The sequence below is a fragment of the Pseudomonas asuensis genome, assembly GCF_014646755.1.
GTDB lineage: Bacteria > Pseudomonadota > Gammaproteobacteria > Pseudomonadales > Pseudomonadaceae > Chryseomonas > Chryseomonas asuensis.
Window position 1 is genome coordinate 170,422 of the sequence record NZ_BMNW01000001.1, and the last position, 16,894, is coordinate 187,315.

16 protein-coding genes are annotated in these 16,894 nt (G+C 55.8%); 10 read left to right on the top strand and 6 right to left on the bottom strand.

From position 1 onward, the window contains the following. The first annotated feature begins 92 nt into the window (after window positions 1-92). From IEX86_RS00800 to IEX86_RS00810, 3 genes are read left to right on the top strand one after another with little or no spacing between them, the layout of a single operon-like run. Complete coding sequence (locus IEX86_RS00800) at window positions 93-1,709, top strand: histidine kinase famiy protein (protein WP_188864174.1); 1,617 nt, start codon at window positions 93-95, stop codon at window positions 1,707-1,709. Further along, window positions 1,709-2,347 (top strand): exopolysaccharide biosynthesis protein, encoded by a 639-nt coding sequence (locus IEX86_RS00805; RefSeq protein ID WP_229685225.1) that lies wholly within the window; start codon window positions 1,709-1,711, stop codon window positions 2,345-2,347. The genes IEX86_RS00800 and IEX86_RS00805 overlap by 1 nt, the downstream gene beginning before the upstream one ends. Before the next feature lie 19 nt (window positions 2,348-2,366). Then, entirely contained in the window at window positions 2,367-3,293 is a 927-nt protein-coding gene (locus IEX86_RS00810) for a histone deacetylase family protein (protein ID WP_188864175.1), read from the top strand. On the opposite strand, the gene IEX86_RS00815 is transcribed toward IEX86_RS00810, so the two are convergent. After that, window positions 3,290-4,633: an NAD(P)/FAD-dependent oxidoreductase gene (locus IEX86_RS00815; RefSeq protein WP_229685226.1), complete on the bottom strand. Its 1,344-nt coding sequence runs from the start codon at window positions 4,631-4,633 to the stop codon at window positions 3,290-3,292. The two genes, IEX86_RS00810 and IEX86_RS00815, sit on opposite strands and share 4 nt — an antisense overlap. 110 nt (window positions 4,634-4,743) lie before the next feature. Between IEX86_RS00815 and IEX86_RS00820 the strand changes: the two genes are divergently transcribed. Together IEX86_RS00820 and IEX86_RS00825 are read left to right on the top strand one after the other, a co-directional pair. Continuing rightward, window positions 4,744-5,979 (top strand): BaiN/RdsA family NAD(P)/FAD-dependent oxidoreductase, encoded by a 1,236-nt coding sequence (locus IEX86_RS00820; RefSeq protein ID WP_188864176.1) that lies wholly within the window; start codon window positions 4,744-4,746, stop codon window positions 5,977-5,979. 146 nt (window positions 5,980-6,125) lie between these two features. Then, window positions 6,126-6,596, top strand: coding sequence for a PA2171 family ribosome-binding persister protein (locus IEX86_RS00825; RefSeq protein ID WP_188864177.1), 471 nt, complete (start codon window positions 6,126-6,128; stop codon window positions 6,594-6,596). 51 nt (window positions 6,597-6,647) lie between these two features. Here IEX86_RS00825 and rhlE1 read toward each other — a convergent pair whose 3' ends face one another. Beyond that, window positions 6,648-7,964 carry an RNA helicase RhlE1 gene (gene rhlE1, locus IEX86_RS00830; RefSeq protein ID WP_188864178.1) on the bottom strand — a complete coding sequence of 439 codons (1,317 nt, stop codon included), beginning with the start codon at window positions 7,962-7,964 and terminating at the stop codon, window positions 6,648-6,650. A 310-nt stretch (window positions 7,965-8,274) separates the two neighbouring features. Between rhlE1 and IEX86_RS00835 the strand changes: the two genes are divergently transcribed. Then, the gene (locus tag IEX86_RS00835; RefSeq protein WP_188864179.1) at window positions 8,275-9,414 is read left to right on the top strand and encodes a glutathione-independent formaldehyde dehydrogenase; all 1,140 of its coding nucleotides are present in this window, start codon (window positions 8,275-8,277) and stop codon (window positions 9,412-9,414) included. Here IEX86_RS00835 and yedA read toward each other — a convergent pair. Then, window positions 9,398-10,333, bottom strand: a complete 936-nt coding sequence (yedA, locus tag IEX86_RS00840; protein WP_188864180.1) for a drug/metabolite exporter YedA — start codon at window positions 10,331-10,333, stop codon at window positions 9,398-9,400. The genes IEX86_RS00835 and yedA overlap by 17 nt on opposite strands. Window positions 10,334-10,636: 303 nt before the next feature. On the opposite strand from yedA, the gene IEX86_RS00845 reads away from it, so the two are divergent. Beyond that, window positions 10,637-11,110, top strand: a complete 474-nt coding sequence (locus tag IEX86_RS00845) for an Lrp/AsnC family transcriptional regulator (RefSeq protein ID WP_188864181.1) — start codon at window positions 10,637-10,639, stop codon at window positions 11,108-11,110. A gap of 3 nt (window positions 11,111-11,113) precedes the next feature. Here the strand turns inward: IEX86_RS00845 and IEX86_RS00850 are convergent, their stop codons facing one another. The 3 genes from IEX86_RS00850 to IEX86_RS00860 form a co-directional block, all read right to left on the bottom strand. Further along, entirely contained in the window at window positions 11,114-11,620 is a 507-nt protein-coding gene (locus IEX86_RS00850; protein WP_229685227.1) for a LabA-like NYN domain-containing protein, read from the bottom strand. A gap of 133 nt (window positions 11,621-11,753) precedes the next feature. After that, window positions 11,754-12,494, bottom strand: a complete 741-nt coding sequence (locus IEX86_RS00855) for a DUF2076 domain-containing protein (protein ID WP_188864182.1) — start codon at window positions 12,492-12,494, stop codon at window positions 11,754-11,756. A gap of 179 nt (window positions 12,495-12,673) precedes the next feature. After that, window positions 12,674-14,029 carry a Gfo/Idh/MocA family protein gene (locus tag IEX86_RS00860; protein WP_188864183.1) on the bottom strand — a complete coding sequence of 452 codons (1,356 nt, stop codon included), beginning with the start codon at window positions 14,027-14,029 and terminating at the stop codon, window positions 12,674-12,676. Window positions 14,030-14,161: 132 nt separating this feature from the next. Here IEX86_RS00860 and IEX86_RS00865 point away from each other — a divergent pair, with 132 nt between their 5' ends. The 3 genes from IEX86_RS00865 (at window position 14,162) to nosR (ending at window position 16,880) form a co-directional block, all read left to right on the top strand. Then, window positions 14,162-14,731 (top strand): cysteine hydrolase family protein, encoded by a 570-nt coding sequence (locus IEX86_RS00865; protein ID WP_188864184.1) that lies wholly within the window; start codon window positions 14,162-14,164, stop codon window positions 14,729-14,731. A gap of 43 nt (window positions 14,732-14,774) precedes the next feature. Continuing rightward, window positions 14,775-15,419, top strand: a complete 645-nt coding sequence (locus IEX86_RS00870; RefSeq protein WP_188864185.1) for a YciC family protein — start codon at window positions 14,775-14,777, stop codon at window positions 15,417-15,419. 117 nt (window positions 15,420-15,536) lie between these two features. Further along, entirely contained in the window at window positions 15,537-16,880 is a 1,344-nt protein-coding gene (gene nosR, locus IEX86_RS00875; protein WP_188864186.1) for a response regulator c-di-GMP phosphodiesterase, NosR family, read from the top strand. Window positions 16,881-16,894: the final 14 nt, after the last annotated feature.

Genomic DNA, 16,894 nt, shown 5'->3' on the forward strand with positions numbered 1-16,894 from the left:
CTAAATTAGACCAATGTATCGACCTTCACTGAGCAATATGGCCGGCGAATGGTCCTAGGACATTAATGCGTTCTTTTCAGGCTGCTGCACACATGACTTCCAAGAATTCGGATAATTTCACCGTCCCTGAGCATAATAAGGTGGTAAAGGGGATGCCAGATGAAGTCCGTAGCCAACATGGCGATATTTTTTTCGCTGCGGTGAAAATGACTCGTATGCCTATGGTCGTAACCGACCCGCGGCAACATGATAATCCCATCATTTTTGTCAACGACGCCTTCCTAAAAACGACCGGCTATGAAGAGCATGAAGTTCTTGGCCGCAACTGTCGTTTTTTACAGGGCCCGGAAACGGATCAGGAAACCGTCCGGCAACTTCGTGAAAGCATTGAAGCCCGTCATGAGTGCAGCACCGAGCTGCTGAACTATCGAAAGGACGGCTCAACCTTCTGGAATGCTCTGTATATTTCTCCCGTCTATAACCAAGCGGGTGAGCTGGTGTATTTCTTCGCTTCGCAATTGGACGTCAGCCGTCGCCACGATGCTGAAGAAGCCCTACGGCAGTCCCAGAAGATGGAAGCGCTTGGCCAGCTTACCGGCGGTATTGCCCATGACTTCAATAATCTTCTTCAGGTCATGGTGGGTTATCTGGACATCCTGCGAATCAATCTGGATCGCCCGGAAATGGACCGGGAAAAGGCCAAGCGTCATGTCGATAACACTCGTGAAGCGGTTAATCGTGCGGCTACGCTGACGCAGCAGCTGTTGGCGTTTGCCCGCAAGCAACGGTTGACCGGCCGTACCCTGAACATCAACGATCTGATCGAAGACCGGCTTGATCTTTTGTCCAGAACGCTAGGTGACCCATATCAGCTCACCACGCGGCTGGCTCCAGACTTGTGGAACTGCAAGATCGACCCAACCCAGGCCGAGATGGCGCTTATCAATATCCTGGCCAATGCGCGTGACGCCATGGAAGCACGCGGTGAAGGTCGCGTTACCATCGAGACGCGTAATATTGAAGTAACGCCGGAGGATCTGTCCTACGGTGGTCTTACCCCTGGCCGCTACGCCAACATCTGTATTACCGATACCGGTGAAGGTATTCCAGCTGAAGTGCTTGGGCGGGTACTCGACCCCTTCTTCACTACAAAGGAAGAAGGCAAAGGGACCGGGCTTGGCCTGTCCATGGTGTACGGCTTCATGAAGCAGTCTGGTGGAATGGTTCGCCTTTACTCTGAAGTAGGCATGGGCACCACCGTTCGCCTTTACTTCCCGACAGCCCAGGAAGAGATTATTCAGCAACCCGCGGAGTCCACCAGCACTCACGAGGAACCCGGCAGCGAAACCATTCTGGTCGTAGATGATCGGGAGGAGGTAGCCGCGCTGGCCCAGGCCATACTGGAAGAGTTCGGCTATTCGGTTCGGGTTGCCTACAATGGCAGGGAAGCACTGGCAGCACTGGAGCAATATGGTGATATCCAGATGCTTTTCAGTGATCTGATCATGCCCGGCGGCATGAACGGTGTGATGCTGGCCCAGGAAGCCCGACGACGCTGGCCTAACATCCGCGTTCTGCTGACTACCGGGTATGCCGACACCACTCTGGAGCGCGGGCAGACCGATACGTCTGAATTCGAAGTGTTGAGTAAACCCTACGGTCGCCTGGAATTGGCACGCCGGGTTAGAAAAATACTGGACGGAGCGTAATGAATGACAATGAGAGTGTGATGGAGGAGGACGACAGCTACGAGTGCAGTGCCGAAAGCGATTCGCCAGCCAGTCTGGAAGCCTTTCTCAGCTGCCTCGAAGAAGTCGGACGTAGCCCGGAAAAGGTCTCTGTAGGCCATTTGATCGATGCCATTGGCAGTCGCTCTTATGGCCCTCTTCTCTTACTTGCAGGCCTTATCGCTCTCTCTCCCCTGACAGGGATTCCTGGCATTGCCACGGCTATCTCGATCTATGTCATTCTGGTCAGCGTACAACTGCTCATCGGTCGCAAGCACTTCTGGCTACCGCGCTGGGCCCTTAAACGCCAGGTCCCGCGTGGCAAGCTGCGCAAGTCGCTACGCATGCTCCATCCCACTGCCCGTTTCGTAGACCGCTTTTTAAAGCCAAGACTGACCTTTTTGACCAAAGGCATCTTTCAGCACATTACAGCACTGCTCTGCATTATGGTCGCACTCTGCATGCCGGTTCTGGACCTTGTGCCGTTTGCGAATACAACGGCCGGCGCGGCCATGACAGCCTTTGCCATCTCGCTGATCGCACGCGATGGCTTGATCTTTCTGCTTGCCAGTGGCTTTTGCGGCGGTATCGCCTGGTTGCTTATCGGCCTTTTGCTCTGATTACCCGCTTTTTTCCTTTATGACGACACTGCCCCTGGTCTACCACGACGATTACAGCCCACCCTTTCCACCCGAACACCGTTTTCCGATGGAGAAATTTCGCCTGCTCTATGAGCATCTGAGCGAGTGCGGGCTGGTAACCTGTAACAACCTATACCGTCCTGAATTGCCCACGGCTGAACTACTGGCCCTGGCTCATGATCCGGCCTACGTTGCACGCTACATGAGCGGTGAGCTTTCCTATGCTGAGCAGCGTCAGCTGGGCCTGCCCTGGAGCGAGGCCCTGGCGCGGCGAACCGTACGCGCCGTAGGCGGCTCGCTCCTTACGTTAGAGCTGGCTCTACAGTATGGGCTGGCCTGTCATATGGCGGGAGGCACGCACCACGCACATCATGATTATCCAGCAGGGTTTTGCATCTTTAATGATCTGGCCATCATGGCGCTGTACCTCCTGGAAAGCGGCAGGGCTGGGCGCGTTCTGATCTTTGACTGCGACGTTCACCAAGGGGACGGTACAGCACGGATTTTGGAAGACGTGCCGGATGCTGTCACCGTATCGCTGCATTGCCAGACCAACTATCCCGCACGCAAGGCTCAGAGCGATTGGGACATTCCGCTCCCCAAAGGCATGGGCGATGCGCACTATCTGCATGTTGTCGAGGATGCGCTGAATTATCTACTTCCTCTCTACCAGCCTGACATCGTGCTATATGATGCCGGTGTCGATGTTCATGCAAGCGATGCCTTGGGCTACCTCATGCTCACTGACGAGGGCATTGCCGCCCGGGACGAGTATGTCATCCGCCATTGCCTGGGCAGAGATATCCCTGTTGTGGGCGTCATCGGCGGCGGTTACGACAAGGACCGCGCCCTGCTGGCCAAACGGCACGGCATCTTGCATCACAGTGCCGCCAGGGTATGGGCCAGCGGGTTGGCGTCTGGCTAGAGCTTCATAGGCTTGGGCTTCGAGCCATCAGTAAAGCGAGCGAGGCGAAACGCGTAAGGATCGACAATCGGCTTGGCACCTGTGACCAGGTCTGCAGCAAGCTGCCCGACGGCCGGGCCGACGCCAAACCCATGCCCGGAAAGCCCTGTGGCCACTACCAGCCCGGGCACTGCATCAATCTCAGAAATCACGGGTATGGCATCCGGGGTTACGTCGATCAGACCCGCCCACTGCTGAGCAATCTGTGCCTTGGCAAACACCGGGAACTGACGAACCAGTTGATTCATTGCTTCCAGGTTCTGCTGAGGGTCCGGGTACGGGTCCAGCACGCGCATGTATTCGTAGGGCGATGGACGATCCAGCGGAACAGGTTTGCCTTCATGCCACTCCTGGCGAAAGCGCTCGTCGAACCGAATGCGTAGACTCGACCACTCCGACCTCAAGGCGGGTAGAAAATCCATGAAAAAGCGGAAGCTGTCTGGTACCAGCGAGGCGATGTTTACACTGCCATTGGCGATGGTATAGCCACCATCAAGGCGCTTGCGAAAAGCCACGTCACGTGTCCAAAGCGTACACTCCGGCCCCTCCTCCAAGGGCGCTGTTCGCAGCACACTGTTACGCACCTTGAGTTGCGGTAACCGCACGCCAAGATCCTTCAGAAAGCGGCTCGACCATGCCCCTCCCGCGAGAATGACTGACTCACAGGCGATTCGGCCTCGCTCAGTGATGGCTGCGCTCACCCGCCCCGCTGACAGTTCAAGGCCTCGCACGGCGCAACCGGTCAAAATGACGGCGCCGAACCGTTGGGCAGCCGTCGCGATTGCAGGCGCCGCCTTCTGGGGTTCCGCACGCCCATCGGTAGGGCAATAGATTCCGCTTTTCCAACTGACCTGGCCGGCTGGCAACAGGTGTTTGAGCTCATCGCCGGACACCATGCGCACGTCCACCTCATGCTGACGCGCCACACTGATCCACTTCTCGTAGTCAGCCTCCTCCTGCTCAGACTCGGACGAAAATAGAATTCCGGAACGGCGAAAGCCCGTTTCGCCCTGCACGACCTCGTTCAGTCCTTCCCAGATCTTGAGGCTTTCAACCGCAAGGGGGAGTTCGCGTGGGTCGCGGTAAAGCTTGCGCACCCACCCCCAGTTACGGCTGGACTGCTCTCCGGCGATATAGCCCTTCTCACAGAGCACCACGGAAATGCCTTCCCGTGCCAGCGCCAATGCCGCGCTGGTACCGGCAATCCCTCCGCCGATAATCACCACCTGAACCTTGGGTGGCAGCTCTTTATCCGCTTTGACTAGATCAACCTCGGGTCCCATCCACAACGCTCCGTTCATCGATAATCAGTTAGTCACACGGGAGGCATGCCTTGTTCATCAGCATACCGGCAGGATTCTGCGGGTGCTTCGCGGTAAACTGACAGGCTTTCTCTCCTGCGATGGCTGTCATGTCCCAATACACGTCTACTCCTTCCCGCTCCGCAACCATTATTGGCGGTGGGCCTGCTGGCCTTATGGCTGCCGAAGTGCTGGCTAGCACGGGTATAACAGTAGACGTATATGACGGCATGCCCTCGGTCGGACGCAAGTTTCTTCTGGCCGGCGTGGGTGGCATGAACATCACCCATGCTGAAGATCAGCCTGCCTTTCGCTCCCGTTATCGTGAACGCGAACCCGCGCTCTCCCGTTATCTCGATGGATTCGACAGCCAAGCCCTACGAGACTGGATTCATGGGCTGGGTATCGAAACCTTTGTCGGGAGCTCAGGCCGTGTCTTCCCAGCCGACATGAAGGCTGCACCCTTGTTGCGCGCCTGGTTGCATCGCCTGCGTGAAGCAGATGTTCGTATTCACACGCGTCACCGCTGGCTGGGTTGGAACGAAAGCGGCGCCCTTCGCTTTTCGACACCGGCTGGCGAAACCTGCCTGTACGCCGAGGCGACACTGCTCGCCTTGGGCGGCGCCAGTTGGCCACGCTTGGGGTCTGACGGGGCATGGACGCACTATCTGCAAGCGCGTGGCGTCTCTCTGGCGCCGCTGCAACCCGCTAACTGTGGTTTTGAGGTAGGCCAGTGGAGTGAACATTTACGCAGCAAGTTTGCGGGTTCGCCTATTAAGCCTGTAGCCATGACACTCAAGAATGGCACACACCGACAGGGTGAGTTCGTGCTGACCGAGACCGGCATTGAAGGCAGTCTGGTCTATGCCTTATCCGCAGAGATTCGCACCGAACTGCTCAGTACGGGTTCCGCCACAGTGTATCTGGACCTTGCACCGACCAAGGACCAGAGCGCCCTTATGGCTGCGCTAAACAAGCCCCGCAAGGGTAAATCGATGGCGAATCATCTGCGAGTCCACGCAGGTCTGGAGGGTGCTCGTGCCGCCCTTTTGCGGGAATTGGCACCAGCCGAAGCCTTCAATGACATGCATCGCCTGGCAGCAGCGATCAAGTCACTCCCTCTCACCGTCGTCCGTCCGCGCCCTATTGAAGAGGCCATCAGTTCAGCGGGCGGCGTACCGTTCGAAGCACTGAACGAGCACCTTATGCTCACTAGCCTGCCGGGCGTTTTCTGCGCCGGTGAGATGCTGGATTGGGAAGCGCCCACAGGAGGCTATCTGCTGACCGCCTGCTTTGCCACAGGACGAAGCGCAGCCTTGGGCGCGGCGGCATGGTTGAGACGCTAAATCGCTGACTTATCTGATTTTGCGCCTCTGATCACAGCCCTCCCGTCGGATGCTCCGAACCGCCTCGTAACCCTCATGGTCAGCTTTCATAGAGCCCGTGACGAGGCTTACTACCGTGCTTACCGATATGACGAGAGAGCCTGACCATGAATGCTATCGACCTTCTGAAGAACGATCATAAAGTCATCCTGGATATTCTTGAGCAGCTTAGCGGCACCTCTGAGCGCGCTGTCAAAAAGCGCCAGGAGCTGGTGCAGAAGCTGGAAAATGAGCTAACCCTGCACACACACATCGAAGAAGAGATCTTCTATCCGGCGTTCAAAGCGGCGGGTAAAAAAGAAGAAGCCAAGATGTATTACGAGGCGATTGAAGAGCATCGTGCAGTTGACTCTCTGGTGTTACCTCATATCAAGGCCACAGCACCCGACAGCCTGGAGTTTTCCGGCCGGGTAAAAGTTGCCAAAGAGCTTCTTGAGCATCACATCGAAGAGGAAGAAGAAGAGATGTTCAAGGATGCCCAAGAGCTACTGGCATCCCAACTGGACGAGCTGGGCACGCAAATGCAGGAGCGCAAAAAGGCACTCAAGCAAGAGCTTAGCGCACGCAAGGCTGCCTAAGCCTGCCTGCCCCTGTAGAGCCTGCGGCTCTACAGGGTCTTGATTACTCGCTTATTTCTTCTTGCCGAACCCCGGCATCTTGCGTACCGACTTTACTGCTGGCTTGTCATTCTCAATCCAGCGCCCCAGAGGCTTGCTGCTTTTCGCATCGCTAACCGAGCCAATCTTTGGTTTCTTGGGCTTTTTCGGCTTCTTCATCACAACGCCACCTGGTCCGGTTTGCGGCACCTTGTGATCGGGAATGAAGTCTGGTTCGTCCCGTCGCGCAATCGTCTGGCCAATCAGCGTCTCAATCGCAGCCAGATAATTGACCTCATCCGCCGCTACCAGGGAGATGGCCGCACCGGTTGCACCCGCACGCCCCGTACGCCCGATGCGATGAACGTAATCCTCCGCCACAATAGGCAAGTCCAGATTAACCACTAACGGCAGATCCTGAATGTCCAGACCTCGTGCCGCTACGTCGGTTGCCACCAGTACATCCGCCTCACCCGCCTTGAACCGTTCCAGTGCACGCAAACGAGCCGGCTGGGGTTTGTCACCGTGAATTGCCTCGGCCTGAATGCCCTCTTCCGCCAGCGTTTCCACCAGTTGATCAACACTCTTACGAGTCTTGGCAAAAACCAGCACTTGCCCCCACCGCTTTTGCGCATACAGATAACAGAACAGTTCCGCCTTACGCTTTTTGTCTACCGGAATAAGCCATTGCTTGACGCTCTTGGTCGTGGTGTTGCGTGGACTGATATCAATCGTCAGCGGATCACGCAGCAACGGCTTGGCCAGATCACGAATGGCTTCGGAGAAGGTGGCGGAAAACAGGAGTGTTTGCCGCCGCTGGGGCACCATGACGAAGATTTCACTCAATTCGCGAGCAAAGCCCAGATCCAGCATACGGTCTGCTTCATCCAGGATAAGCGTCTGTACCTGATCGAAGCGCACGGCGTTCTGGTTGAACAGATCCAGCAGTCGACCTGGGGTTGCGACCAGCACATCCACGCCTTTACGCAGTTTCATCATTTGCGGGTTGATGCTGACACCGCCATATACGACGGCTGTGCGCAGCGGTAGGTGCTGAGCGTAATCGCGCACACTCGTGTGGACCTGCTCGGCCAGCTCGCGAGTCGGTACAAGAATCAATGCACGGATTCGGTTGGCCGATACCGCAGGCCCCTCCTGAGCAAGCCGCTGCAGAGTTGGCAAGGCGAAACCAGCCGTTTTGCCCGTGCCGGTCTGAGCGGCCGCAAGTAAGTCACGACCCTTGAGCACCGCAGGAATGGCCTGGGCCTGGATCGGAGTTGGGGTGGTGTGTTCTAGCGCGTCGAGCACACGCAACAAAGGCTCGATCAGGCCGAGTTCGGCAAAAGTCATGACGCTAACCGCAATGAAGAAAAGGATGGAATTGTAGGCGTCACACCGTTGAGCGTCGAGTACAGCTATCGGAGCGGTAGCCAGAAGCCGACACCTGCCCTTCTCCTCAAAATGCTCTATCTCAATAATTTTGAGGGACAGACCTCATTAATGGACATTTTCTTGAACGCTCAGAAACCGGTGCAGACCAAATCTTAAAGGAAGCCCTGGAAGTCTCAGGCGGTGACCCTCGCAAGGGTCTTACCGATCAAGGATTCGATGAATTCAACTGGCATTGCCCAGGTGTCGAATAATCCCATAAGGAGACTCCATGAAAGCTGTTGTTTATAACGGTCCTCGTGACGTCAGTATCAAGAACGTTACTGATGCCAAGATCGAGAAACCCACCGACGCCCTGATCCGTATTACCACCACCAACATCTGCGGCTCCGACCTGCACATGTATGAAGGCCGCACCAGCTTTGAGCAAGGCCGCATCCTGGGTCATGAAAACATGGGACAGGTTGTTGAGGTCGGCTCAGGCGTTGATCGTGTCAAAGTAGGCGATTACGTCTGTCTGCCTTTTAATATTGGCTGCGGCTTTTGCGAGAACTGTGAAAAGGGCCTGACTGGCTTCTGCCTGACAGCCAATCCTGGAAGCGCTGGCGCAGCCTATGGCTTTGCCGAAATGGGGCCCTATGAAGGCGGCCAGGCTGAGCTGCTGCGTGTGCCTTACGCTGACTTCAACTGCCTTGTTTTACCCGAGGATGCACAGGAGAAAGAGGATGACTATGTCATGCTCTCCGACATCTTCCCTACCGGCTGGCATGCTACGGAGCTGGCGGGTCTCCTTCCGGGTGAGTCGGTTGCAATCTATGGGGCCGGGCCTGTGGGATTGATGGCCGCCCACTCGGCCATCATCAAAGGTGCCTCGCAGGTATTCGTCGTGGATACGCATCCAGATCGACTCGCTCTGGCTGAGCGCCTGGGTGCTATCGCTATCAATGGTGCGGAAGGCGAAGCCGTCGAGCAGATCCTGAACAAGACCAACGGCCGCGGCACTGACCGTGGTTGCGAGTGTGTAGGCTATCAGTGCTGCGACCGCCATGGTCATGAAGCCAACCACCTCACCATGAACAACCTTGTGGCTTCGACCAAGGCCACTGGTGGAATCGGTGTGGTAGGTGTATTCGTACCGCAGGATCCAGGCGCGCAGAGCGAACTGGCAAAGGAAGGCAAGATGGCCTTTGACTTTGGACAATTCTGGTTCAAAGGCCAACAGATCCGTACGGGACAGGCTAACGTCAAGGCCTATAACCGGCGCTTGAGCGCACTGATTCATACTGGACGTGCAAGTCCATCACAGATCATTTCCCATAGCCTGAAGCTGGACCAGGCACCGGATGCCTACAAGCATTTTGATGCCCGTGATGATGGCTGGACCAAAGTGGTCCTCAAGCCTGCGGCTTAACTTCCGTCTCGGCAAGGCTTGCTTTGCGGGCCTTGCCTCTCGCCCGCCACTGCGGAAGCCCGACCAGGATTACTGCTGCCACGATCACCACCATGGCCATCCATTCAGCATGGCCTATCTGCTCTCCAGCAAACACAATACCCAGCAGCACAGCCACAACCGGGTTCACGTAGGCATAGCTGGTTGCTGCGGCGGGTCGCACATGCTTTAGCAGATACATATAAGAGCTAAACGCAATGATTGAGCCGAACACGATCAGATACCCCAGTGCCAGCCAGCCGTCCAGGGTCGACGGTGTTGTCAGCGGCTCACCACTGAGGCGACTGCCCATGAACAGAATACCGCCGCCTACAATCATCTCAACAGCACTGGCCATTGGACCTGCGGGCAATGGCAGATGCCGACTCCAGACCGATCCGAAGGCCCAGCTGGCCGCTGCGAAAAGCGTGATCACCGCACCCCAGGGTGTCGTCTGCATGTTCTCGCCGAGGTTGAGCAGCAAAATACCAATGAATCCAAGGCCGATTCCGGCCCATTCAAGCCGCGTATTATGCTGACCCCAGAATAGACCGAAGCACAGTGTGAAAAGCGGCACCGTAGCCACGGCAAGTGCAGCCACCCCGGAGGCAACGCCTGAATGCTCCGCAAGCGTCACACCACCATTTCCACAGCTCAGCAGCAAAAAGCCCACCAGTCCGCCTCCTACCCACTCACGTCGTGTCGGCATGGGGGCTCCGCGGGAGAGCTGCCAGACAAATAAGAGGCTACCTGCAATCAGAAAGCGCAGACCCGCCATCAACATGGGCGGCCACGACTCAACGCCAATACGGATGACCAGGTAGGTCGATCCCCAAATGACGTAAAGCGCAAAAAAGGCACACAGCAGAAGTAACAGCGAACGGCTATCCCGAGCAGGCATGGTGGCAACTCTTATAATTAAAGTCCTAGTAGCCTGAGTCGTACGCTCGATTAAGAACCAGAAAGAAAGTTTAAGCGGCAAGCCACTACTTACCGTAACGGGCCATACTGGCATTTTGGCAAGGCTGCATGGGTCTTAAAATACCGCCAGAACTAATCAGCCAACTTACGAATCAGGACACTAGTTTAGAAAGAGAAAGCGACGGCGTTAATGCTATAAGCTTGTTTTTTACACTCGACTACCTTTGAAACAAAGGTCTTTTGGCAAAACAGGCACTGTTTCGAAATCGTCACAGGAGGACGTATGGACCAGTATGACCGACAGATCATAAATGCCTTGCTTGACAATGGCAGGGCCTCCTTTGCCGACCTGGCGCGGCGGGTCAATCTTTCAGCCCCCGCAGTAGCAGAACGTGTTGCAAAGCTTGAGGCCAGCGGCGTCATTACTGGATATCACGCGTCAGTCAATCTGAAAGCGCTCGGTCAGCCCATAGAATGTCTGATTTCGGTAACCCTGAACAAGCCCACCAGCGACAAGCTATTTGATGAGTTGGCTGCCATACCCCAACTCATTGCCTGCCATCGTGTAACGGGTGAATCCTGCGTCGTCCTGCGGGCAGCGGTTGCAGACATGGCTGAACTGGAAGCCCTGATTGATCGACTGATGCGCCACGGCATGAGCAAGACGTCGATCATTCTCTCGACGCCTTTCGAACGACGAACACCAACCCTGCTGTACCCGTCAACCGAGCTGCCACGCTCTATTCGTCGCGCCTGATACTCAGCGCAAAAGCAGCCCGTCATCAATCACGACGTACTCATCCGCTGCCCGGATCAAGGCATGCGCTGTAAGGCCGGGCGCGCCGTAGACGCGAGTATGAACCCCGTAGCAGTGCCGGACTTTTTCCAGTAACAGGTCAAAGTCGCCATCTCCTGACGCCAGGACGATTTCGTCCACCTTGGGAGCAGCGTCCAGGACATCGATCGTGATGCCTACGTCCCAGTCGCCTTTGGCAGAGCCGTCGCTACGCTGGATATAAGGCTTGAGCTTTACAGTAAACCCCAGATTACGAAGGATCTGCTGGAACTGTTGTTGTCGGCTATCCCCCCGCTCGATGGCATAGGCTGAAGCGAAAACCAGTTCGCCTCGTTGCGAGATTTCCTTCAGGAAGTTCGCATAATTGAAGTGGCAGCCATGCGTATGGCGAACCGTGTAATAGATATTCTGAACATCAACGAACACAGCAATCTTCTTCACAACACTCCCATCGACTAACGTCGCGTACATCAAGGTCATTTCTGTTCGGGTCACTCCGCCCCGATACGCTCTCCTATCGCTAGCCTGAAAGCCGCTGTTACAGAATAGGCCACTTGAAACGACAAAGGCAGCCAATTGGCTGCCTTTGCTTTCAAAAGGTCGATTAGATGAACTGATCGTCATCTCCACTATCGTCGAAGAAGCCACTGTCGTCGCTTCCGTAATCGGCTTGCTGGAAGCCGCCATCACTGAAGCCATCATCATAGCCACCGCCAGTGTCGCTGGCCTGCGTCCAACCACTGTCCTGGCTCCCAGTATCGCTGGCCAAATCTGCCGCAGGTTCTTCATTGATGATATTGACGATTTCCTGCGGCTGGGAATCGTGGAACATGCTGGAAATAGTTTCCGCCAGCAATACACCGCCGGCCACACCCACAGCAGTCTGCATTGCTCCCCCTAAAAAGCTGCCCGCCCGGGAGGGCGCTGCCGGTGCGGCATTGTAGCCATACCCTGGATTAGGCTGACCATATCCTGGCGCCTGGCCATAGGAAGGCGCCTGACGCGGACCGGGTTCGTTCCAGCCACCACGGGACGCCTGAGCGTGAGAGTGGGACTGCTGCGAGCTTCCGCCAAACAAATTGGACAAGAACCCGCCGTTGTTCGATTTGCTTTGTTGCATTTGCCCCACTTGCGCTTCCAGCTCGCGTACACGCTGATCCAGCCGCTTGAGTGCAGCTTCCTGAATCAGAATGACCTGAGCCATGTAGTAGGGGGCCGTTGGCTGCTGATGCAGCCGCTCCTGGATATAAGCCTCCGCCTGAGGGTCGCGGTTGGCAGTCTGAGCCTCCGCTTCTTTCAGGCGCGTAAACAGGCCTTCGATCAGTTGTTTCTCTTCAGATTGCATGTGACCTCCCGAGGACGGCCAAAAAAAGAAAACTTGGGCGCCGTAGACCTGCGCAAGTGTTCATGAATATTTAGTCATGGCTCGCTTATAGGTACGTAGCTGGCAGCGAGCCGGTCTACTATAAATGCTGATCAGCACCTGATATTTCAATCCTGCTGCTGTCGCTATTCAGTATTGATTCAGCTCGATATCTCTTTACTGGGCGACGTGCCGCGGAAGGCATCCTTCTGCTTGACCTCATCCAGTTTTACAGGTCGCCCGGTTTTGGCTGACTCATACAGGGCCTCCATGATGCGCTGGTCCTGCAACCCCTCCTCACCCGGGGTATAGGGTTTTTTGCCGGTTACGACACACTCGGCAAAATGATCCATTTCGATAGCAAACTGATTCTTGTCCGGGGCGTTGATCTGCTCTACCACCGGCGCCACGAATTCAGTCGTTGTTTCTGACTCCTGGCTACGCTTGAGCTGAAGGTTGCGATAGGAAAACGCAGGGTCCATTTCCACCCAGCCTTTATCGCCTACTACTCGATAACGCTTGGAGTTGAATGTGGAATAGCTTGTCATGCACTGTGCGTGTACCCCGCCAGGGAAACGCATCTGCCAAAGCATGGCTTCCTCGACTTCCTTAAAACGAGGATCATCTGGTGTGCTGTACATCGTGGCGAACACCTCGACTGGCTCCTCCCCCAGAAGAAAACGCGCCGTGTTCAAGCAGTACAGTCCTATATCCGGCAGGGCTCCGCCGCCTGCCAAAGCCTTCTTGTGCCGCCACTGATCAACGTTTTCCTTAGACTGATTCTGACAGTTCGCCATCTCCAGCAGCTTTACAGTGCCAAGCCCGGTTCCATTACGCAGCCACTCCATAACCTGCCGATTACGCGGTTCGTACTGGATACGGTAAGCCACCATTAGCAGTCGATTAGCCTGGGCACAGGCGTCGATCATCTCCTGGCATTCCTTTACGGAATTGGCCATGGGCTTCTCGCACAAGACGTGCTTGCCAGCCCTGGCGGCGCGCAGGGTGAACTCATGGTGCATATTGTTGGGCAACACGATATAGACAATATGAACGTCCGGGTTGTCGCGGATCTGGTCGAAGGTCTGATAGTTATAAAGACCACTTTCGGGAACATTGTACATCTGGGCGACCCGCATCGCCTTTTCACGGTCTCCGCTGACCAGTGCAGTCACCTTGCAACGTTTGGAAGAGGCGAAGGCAGGCAGGATTTCTTCCAACGATAAACGTCCCAGTCCTACCACTGCGACACCAACGCGCTGGTCGCGCCCTAGTTGAACCGGCATGTCCGTTTTATCGCTTTTGCCTTCCTGCATATGTGGCAGCGTAATGGGCTTGGGTAACTGCGCTGCGGGCTGCCCTGCGCCTCCTGTAGGCACCGCCTGCGCAGCGCCTGATGTATTCTGTGCCCACGCATTGTTGCTGGTGAGGCCAAGTACACCGGCAGCTACCGCCCCCTGCCCGGCATACATGAGAAATTTACGACGTCCGCTCAGGCTATCTGATGCATTGCTCATAAGGGTCTCCTGAAAGTAGGCTCTGTGTTCAGAAGGCTCGCAAAACACGCAAGTTCCTTGCATTTGTTACAAGACATAGATAGCCGACTAAGGGTAAGTACTGCCTTTTAAGAGCCATCCTAGAGCGCTTTCATGAACAACAGGTCTGCTGCTTTACTGATCATTGATCAGCAACAAGGTATCCACTCACCGGCACTGGGACCCCGAAACCACCCTGAAGCCGAGCAGCGGATTGCGGCATTGCTCGCCATATGGCGTAAGCAGGGCTGGCCCATCGTGCATGTCCGCCATATTTCCCGTAATCCGCAATCCGTTTTTGCACCGGGTCAGCCGGGCGCTGAGTTCCAGCCCCTCCTCAGTCCCTTGCCTCAGGAAATGGTTTTCGAAAAAAATGTAACCGATGCGTTTATCCATAGCGGTCTTGAACGCTGGCTCCATGCACGCGCTATCAATCAGGTTGTGATTACAGGCGTAGCCAGCGAAAATTCGGTGGAGGCGACTGCCCGGACGGCCAGCAACCTGGGATTTGCCACGTGTGTGGTAGAGGATGCCTGTTATACCTTTGCTAAAACGGATTTTTACGGCACGCCTCGTAGTGCCAAGGAGGTTCACGCCATGGCCATGTCCAACCTGCAACAAGAATATGCTGAGGTCATGACAACTGCTCAACTGCTGTCAGGTCTCGGCTTTACCCTGTCATAAAACGGCTGATAAAGCCGTTCCGTTTTTATCGGACAAGCGAGTAATGACGCCCTTCAATATCCTGCGTGATGCACTGTATTTTTTTACCCGGCACCTGTTTTCGCTGTTAACCCTTTGCCTGCCCTGGCTGATCATCGAAAGCGTGGCACGCTGGCAGGTTGTTCAGCACTTCGGTACTGAAGGCGGTCTCTGGGAGCTATTGGTTGGCGTGATGTTCTATCCGATTTATACCGGATCACTCATCCTGTTCCTGAACGCACGCAGCCATGGCCACATGCCTCCGGCAACCGAGTTGTGGGGCCTCGCCCTTCGCCTCTGGCCTCGCTTTGCCATCATGGCCGGCCTGGTTGCTTCGCTGGTTGTGCTCGGTTTTTCGCTAATGATCGTGCCGGGCTTTTTTATCATGGTGAAGTTTGCCTTTGCCGAACCGATGCTGGTCCTACGCGGTATGGCCCCGCTAGAGGCCATGAGCGCAAGTTTTCAGAAGACCCGCGGGCACTTCCTGACCCTGCTACCGCTGATCTTGATCACGCTCTTGCCGGCCTGGCTATTGGATGCCTGGATCAGCAGCCGCTTTGCCGATGCGCCAGTCCTGCAGATCGCCCTGCAAAGCCTATCCGGGCTGTTTCAGCTTATTTCCTCAATTGCTGTATTTCGCCTGTTCATGATGGCTGACCGCTCGTCTTGAAGCCATCAAGTCTCAAGCCAGGCGGCCGTTATCCTTAAGGCGGGTCTTCCCATACAGGCGGGGCTAGATCCCGCCATAACAATAAATACGCCTGGTCAGCGTGCGGAGTGTATAGCCATGAGCGAGCTCCTGACTGTCCCTGTGTCATCGCCTACCGTGCTGCTCGTTGATGAAGACCCCAGCACGCTCTCTCATCTTGAGGCCTTGCTGGCAAGCCTGAGCTGTAGCGTTTATGCCGTCCACGACGGACCGGAAGCACTGGCATTGCTGGACCAGCACCCCATTGATCTCGTGATTTCCGACGCGCGTATCGCAGGCGTGGACGGCGCTTCCTTCATGGCTGCCGTACAAGCGCGCAATCCTGGCTGCCTGCGTATTCTGCTGACCAGCCAGCCAGACCTTGCCACCCTGATCGACGCCATCAACGCAGGCGAGATCTACCACTACTTCAGCAAGCCCTGGCACCCTGGCGAATTACGCTTGAATGTGCAAAAAGCACTTGCCTATCAGCAGGCACGACACGAGCGCCATCGACTCGAAGCACTTACTCGGGACCAGAACGCCCAGCTTCGCCAACTCAACGAAACCCTGGAAAAACGAGTGGAGGCCCGTACCGCGGAGCTTCAACAGACGGCGGATATGCTGGACCTCTCTTTTGCCGAGCTGCACCGCAGCTATGTCACCAGTACAGAAGTCTTTTCTCTACTTATCAACCAGCGGTTACCCAAGGACAAGCAAGCGAATGCGCAGGTCATCGCCTTGATACGCGCCCACTGCGAACACTCTGCATTCGATGAAAGCACTACACGCATCCTGTCGATGGCGGCTGCGCTGTACAACATTGGCAAACTGGCGTGGAACGATGCGTTGATTACCACCCCATACGAACACTTGCATCCTAACGAGCGCGAAACCTACCGCCAGTACCCGGCCAAGAGCGAGTCTCTGTTGATGACGCTTGAGCCTCTGCAAGACAGTGCTCATTTGATTCGTCATCATCAGGAACGCTGGGACGGTAACGGCTTTCCAGATCATCTCAAAGGTGAGGCGATTCCGTTGGGGGCTCGGCTGCTCAAGCTTGCCATTGACTTCGTCGAGCTACAGCTGGGCCTGATCATGGACCGACGCCTGAATCACGATGAGGCATTGCTGTTTATCCGCAAATATGCGGGCAAACTATATGATCCTGAACTGGTGGAACCCTTCATCAAAACCTGTATACGCTGCCTGCCACATGTACGAATTGGTGATCCGAACATCCATGCGCTGAATACACATCAGCTCCGGGCTGGCATGATCCTGGCCAGCAATCTCCATGCAGACAATGGGATGCTCTTACTGAACGAAGGCAAAGTGCTGACCCTGCCCCTGATTGACAAGTTGATCGCCTTCGAGGACATCGAAGGCGGACACTACACCGTACTCACCAGACTTCCTGCTGAAGGACGTCCGGCCGCATAAGCGGCCGGATTCTG

Coding starts and splice junctions, on each gene's coding strand:
- IEX86_RS00850 (WP_229685227.1), bottom strand. CDS start 11,620: ATGTACGCGACGTTAGTCGATGGGAGTGTTGTGAAGAAGATTGCTGTG.
- IEX86_RS00845 (WP_188864181.1), top strand. CDS start 10,637: ATGGACCAGTATGACCGACAGATCATAAATGCCTTGCTTGACAATGGC.
- rhlE1 (WP_188864178.1), bottom strand. CDS start 7,964: ATGACTTTTGCCGAACTCGGCCTGATCGAGCCTTTGTTGCGTGTGCTC.
- IEX86_RS00870 (WP_188864185.1), top strand. CDS start 14,775: ATGACGCCCTTCAATATCCTGCGTGATGCACTGTATTTTTTTACCCGG.
- IEX86_RS00835 (WP_188864179.1), top strand. CDS start 8,275: ATGAAAGCTGTTGTTTATAACGGTCCTCGTGACGTCAGTATCAAGAAC.
- nosR (WP_188864186.1), top strand. CDS start 15,537: ATGAGCGAGCTCCTGACTGTCCCTGTGTCATCGCCTACCGTGCTGCTC.
- IEX86_RS00825 (WP_188864177.1), top strand. CDS start 6,126: ATGAATGCTATCGACCTTCTGAAGAACGATCATAAAGTCATCCTGGAT.
- IEX86_RS00815 (WP_229685226.1), bottom strand. CDS start 4,633: ATGAACGGAGCGTTGTGGATGGGACCCGAGGTTGATCTAGTCAAAGCG.
- yedA (WP_188864180.1), bottom strand. CDS start 10,333: ATGCCTGCTCGGGATAGCCGTTCGCTGTTACTTCTGCTGTGTGCCTTT.
- IEX86_RS00865 (WP_188864184.1), top strand. CDS start 14,162: ATGAACAACAGGTCTGCTGCTTTACTGATCATTGATCAGCAACAAGGT.
- IEX86_RS00860 (WP_188864183.1), bottom strand. CDS start 14,029: ATGAGCAATGCATCAGATAGCCTGAGCGGACGTCGTAAATTTCTCATG.
- IEX86_RS00810 (WP_188864175.1), top strand. CDS start 2,367: ATGACGACACTGCCCCTGGTCTACCACGACGATTACAGCCCACCCTTT.
- IEX86_RS00820 (WP_188864176.1), top strand. CDS start 4,744: ATGTCCCAATACACGTCTACTCCTTCCCGCTCCGCAACCATTATTGGC.
- IEX86_RS00855 (WP_188864182.1), bottom strand. CDS start 12,494: ATGCAATCTGAAGAGAAACAACTGATCGAAGGCCTGTTTACGCGCCTG.
- IEX86_RS00800 (WP_188864174.1), top strand. CDS start 93: ATGACTTCCAAGAATTCGGATAATTTCACCGTCCCTGAGCATAATAAG.
- IEX86_RS00805 (WP_229685225.1), top strand. CDS start 1,709: ATGAATGACAATGAGAGTGTGATGGAGGAGGACGACAGCTACGAGTGC.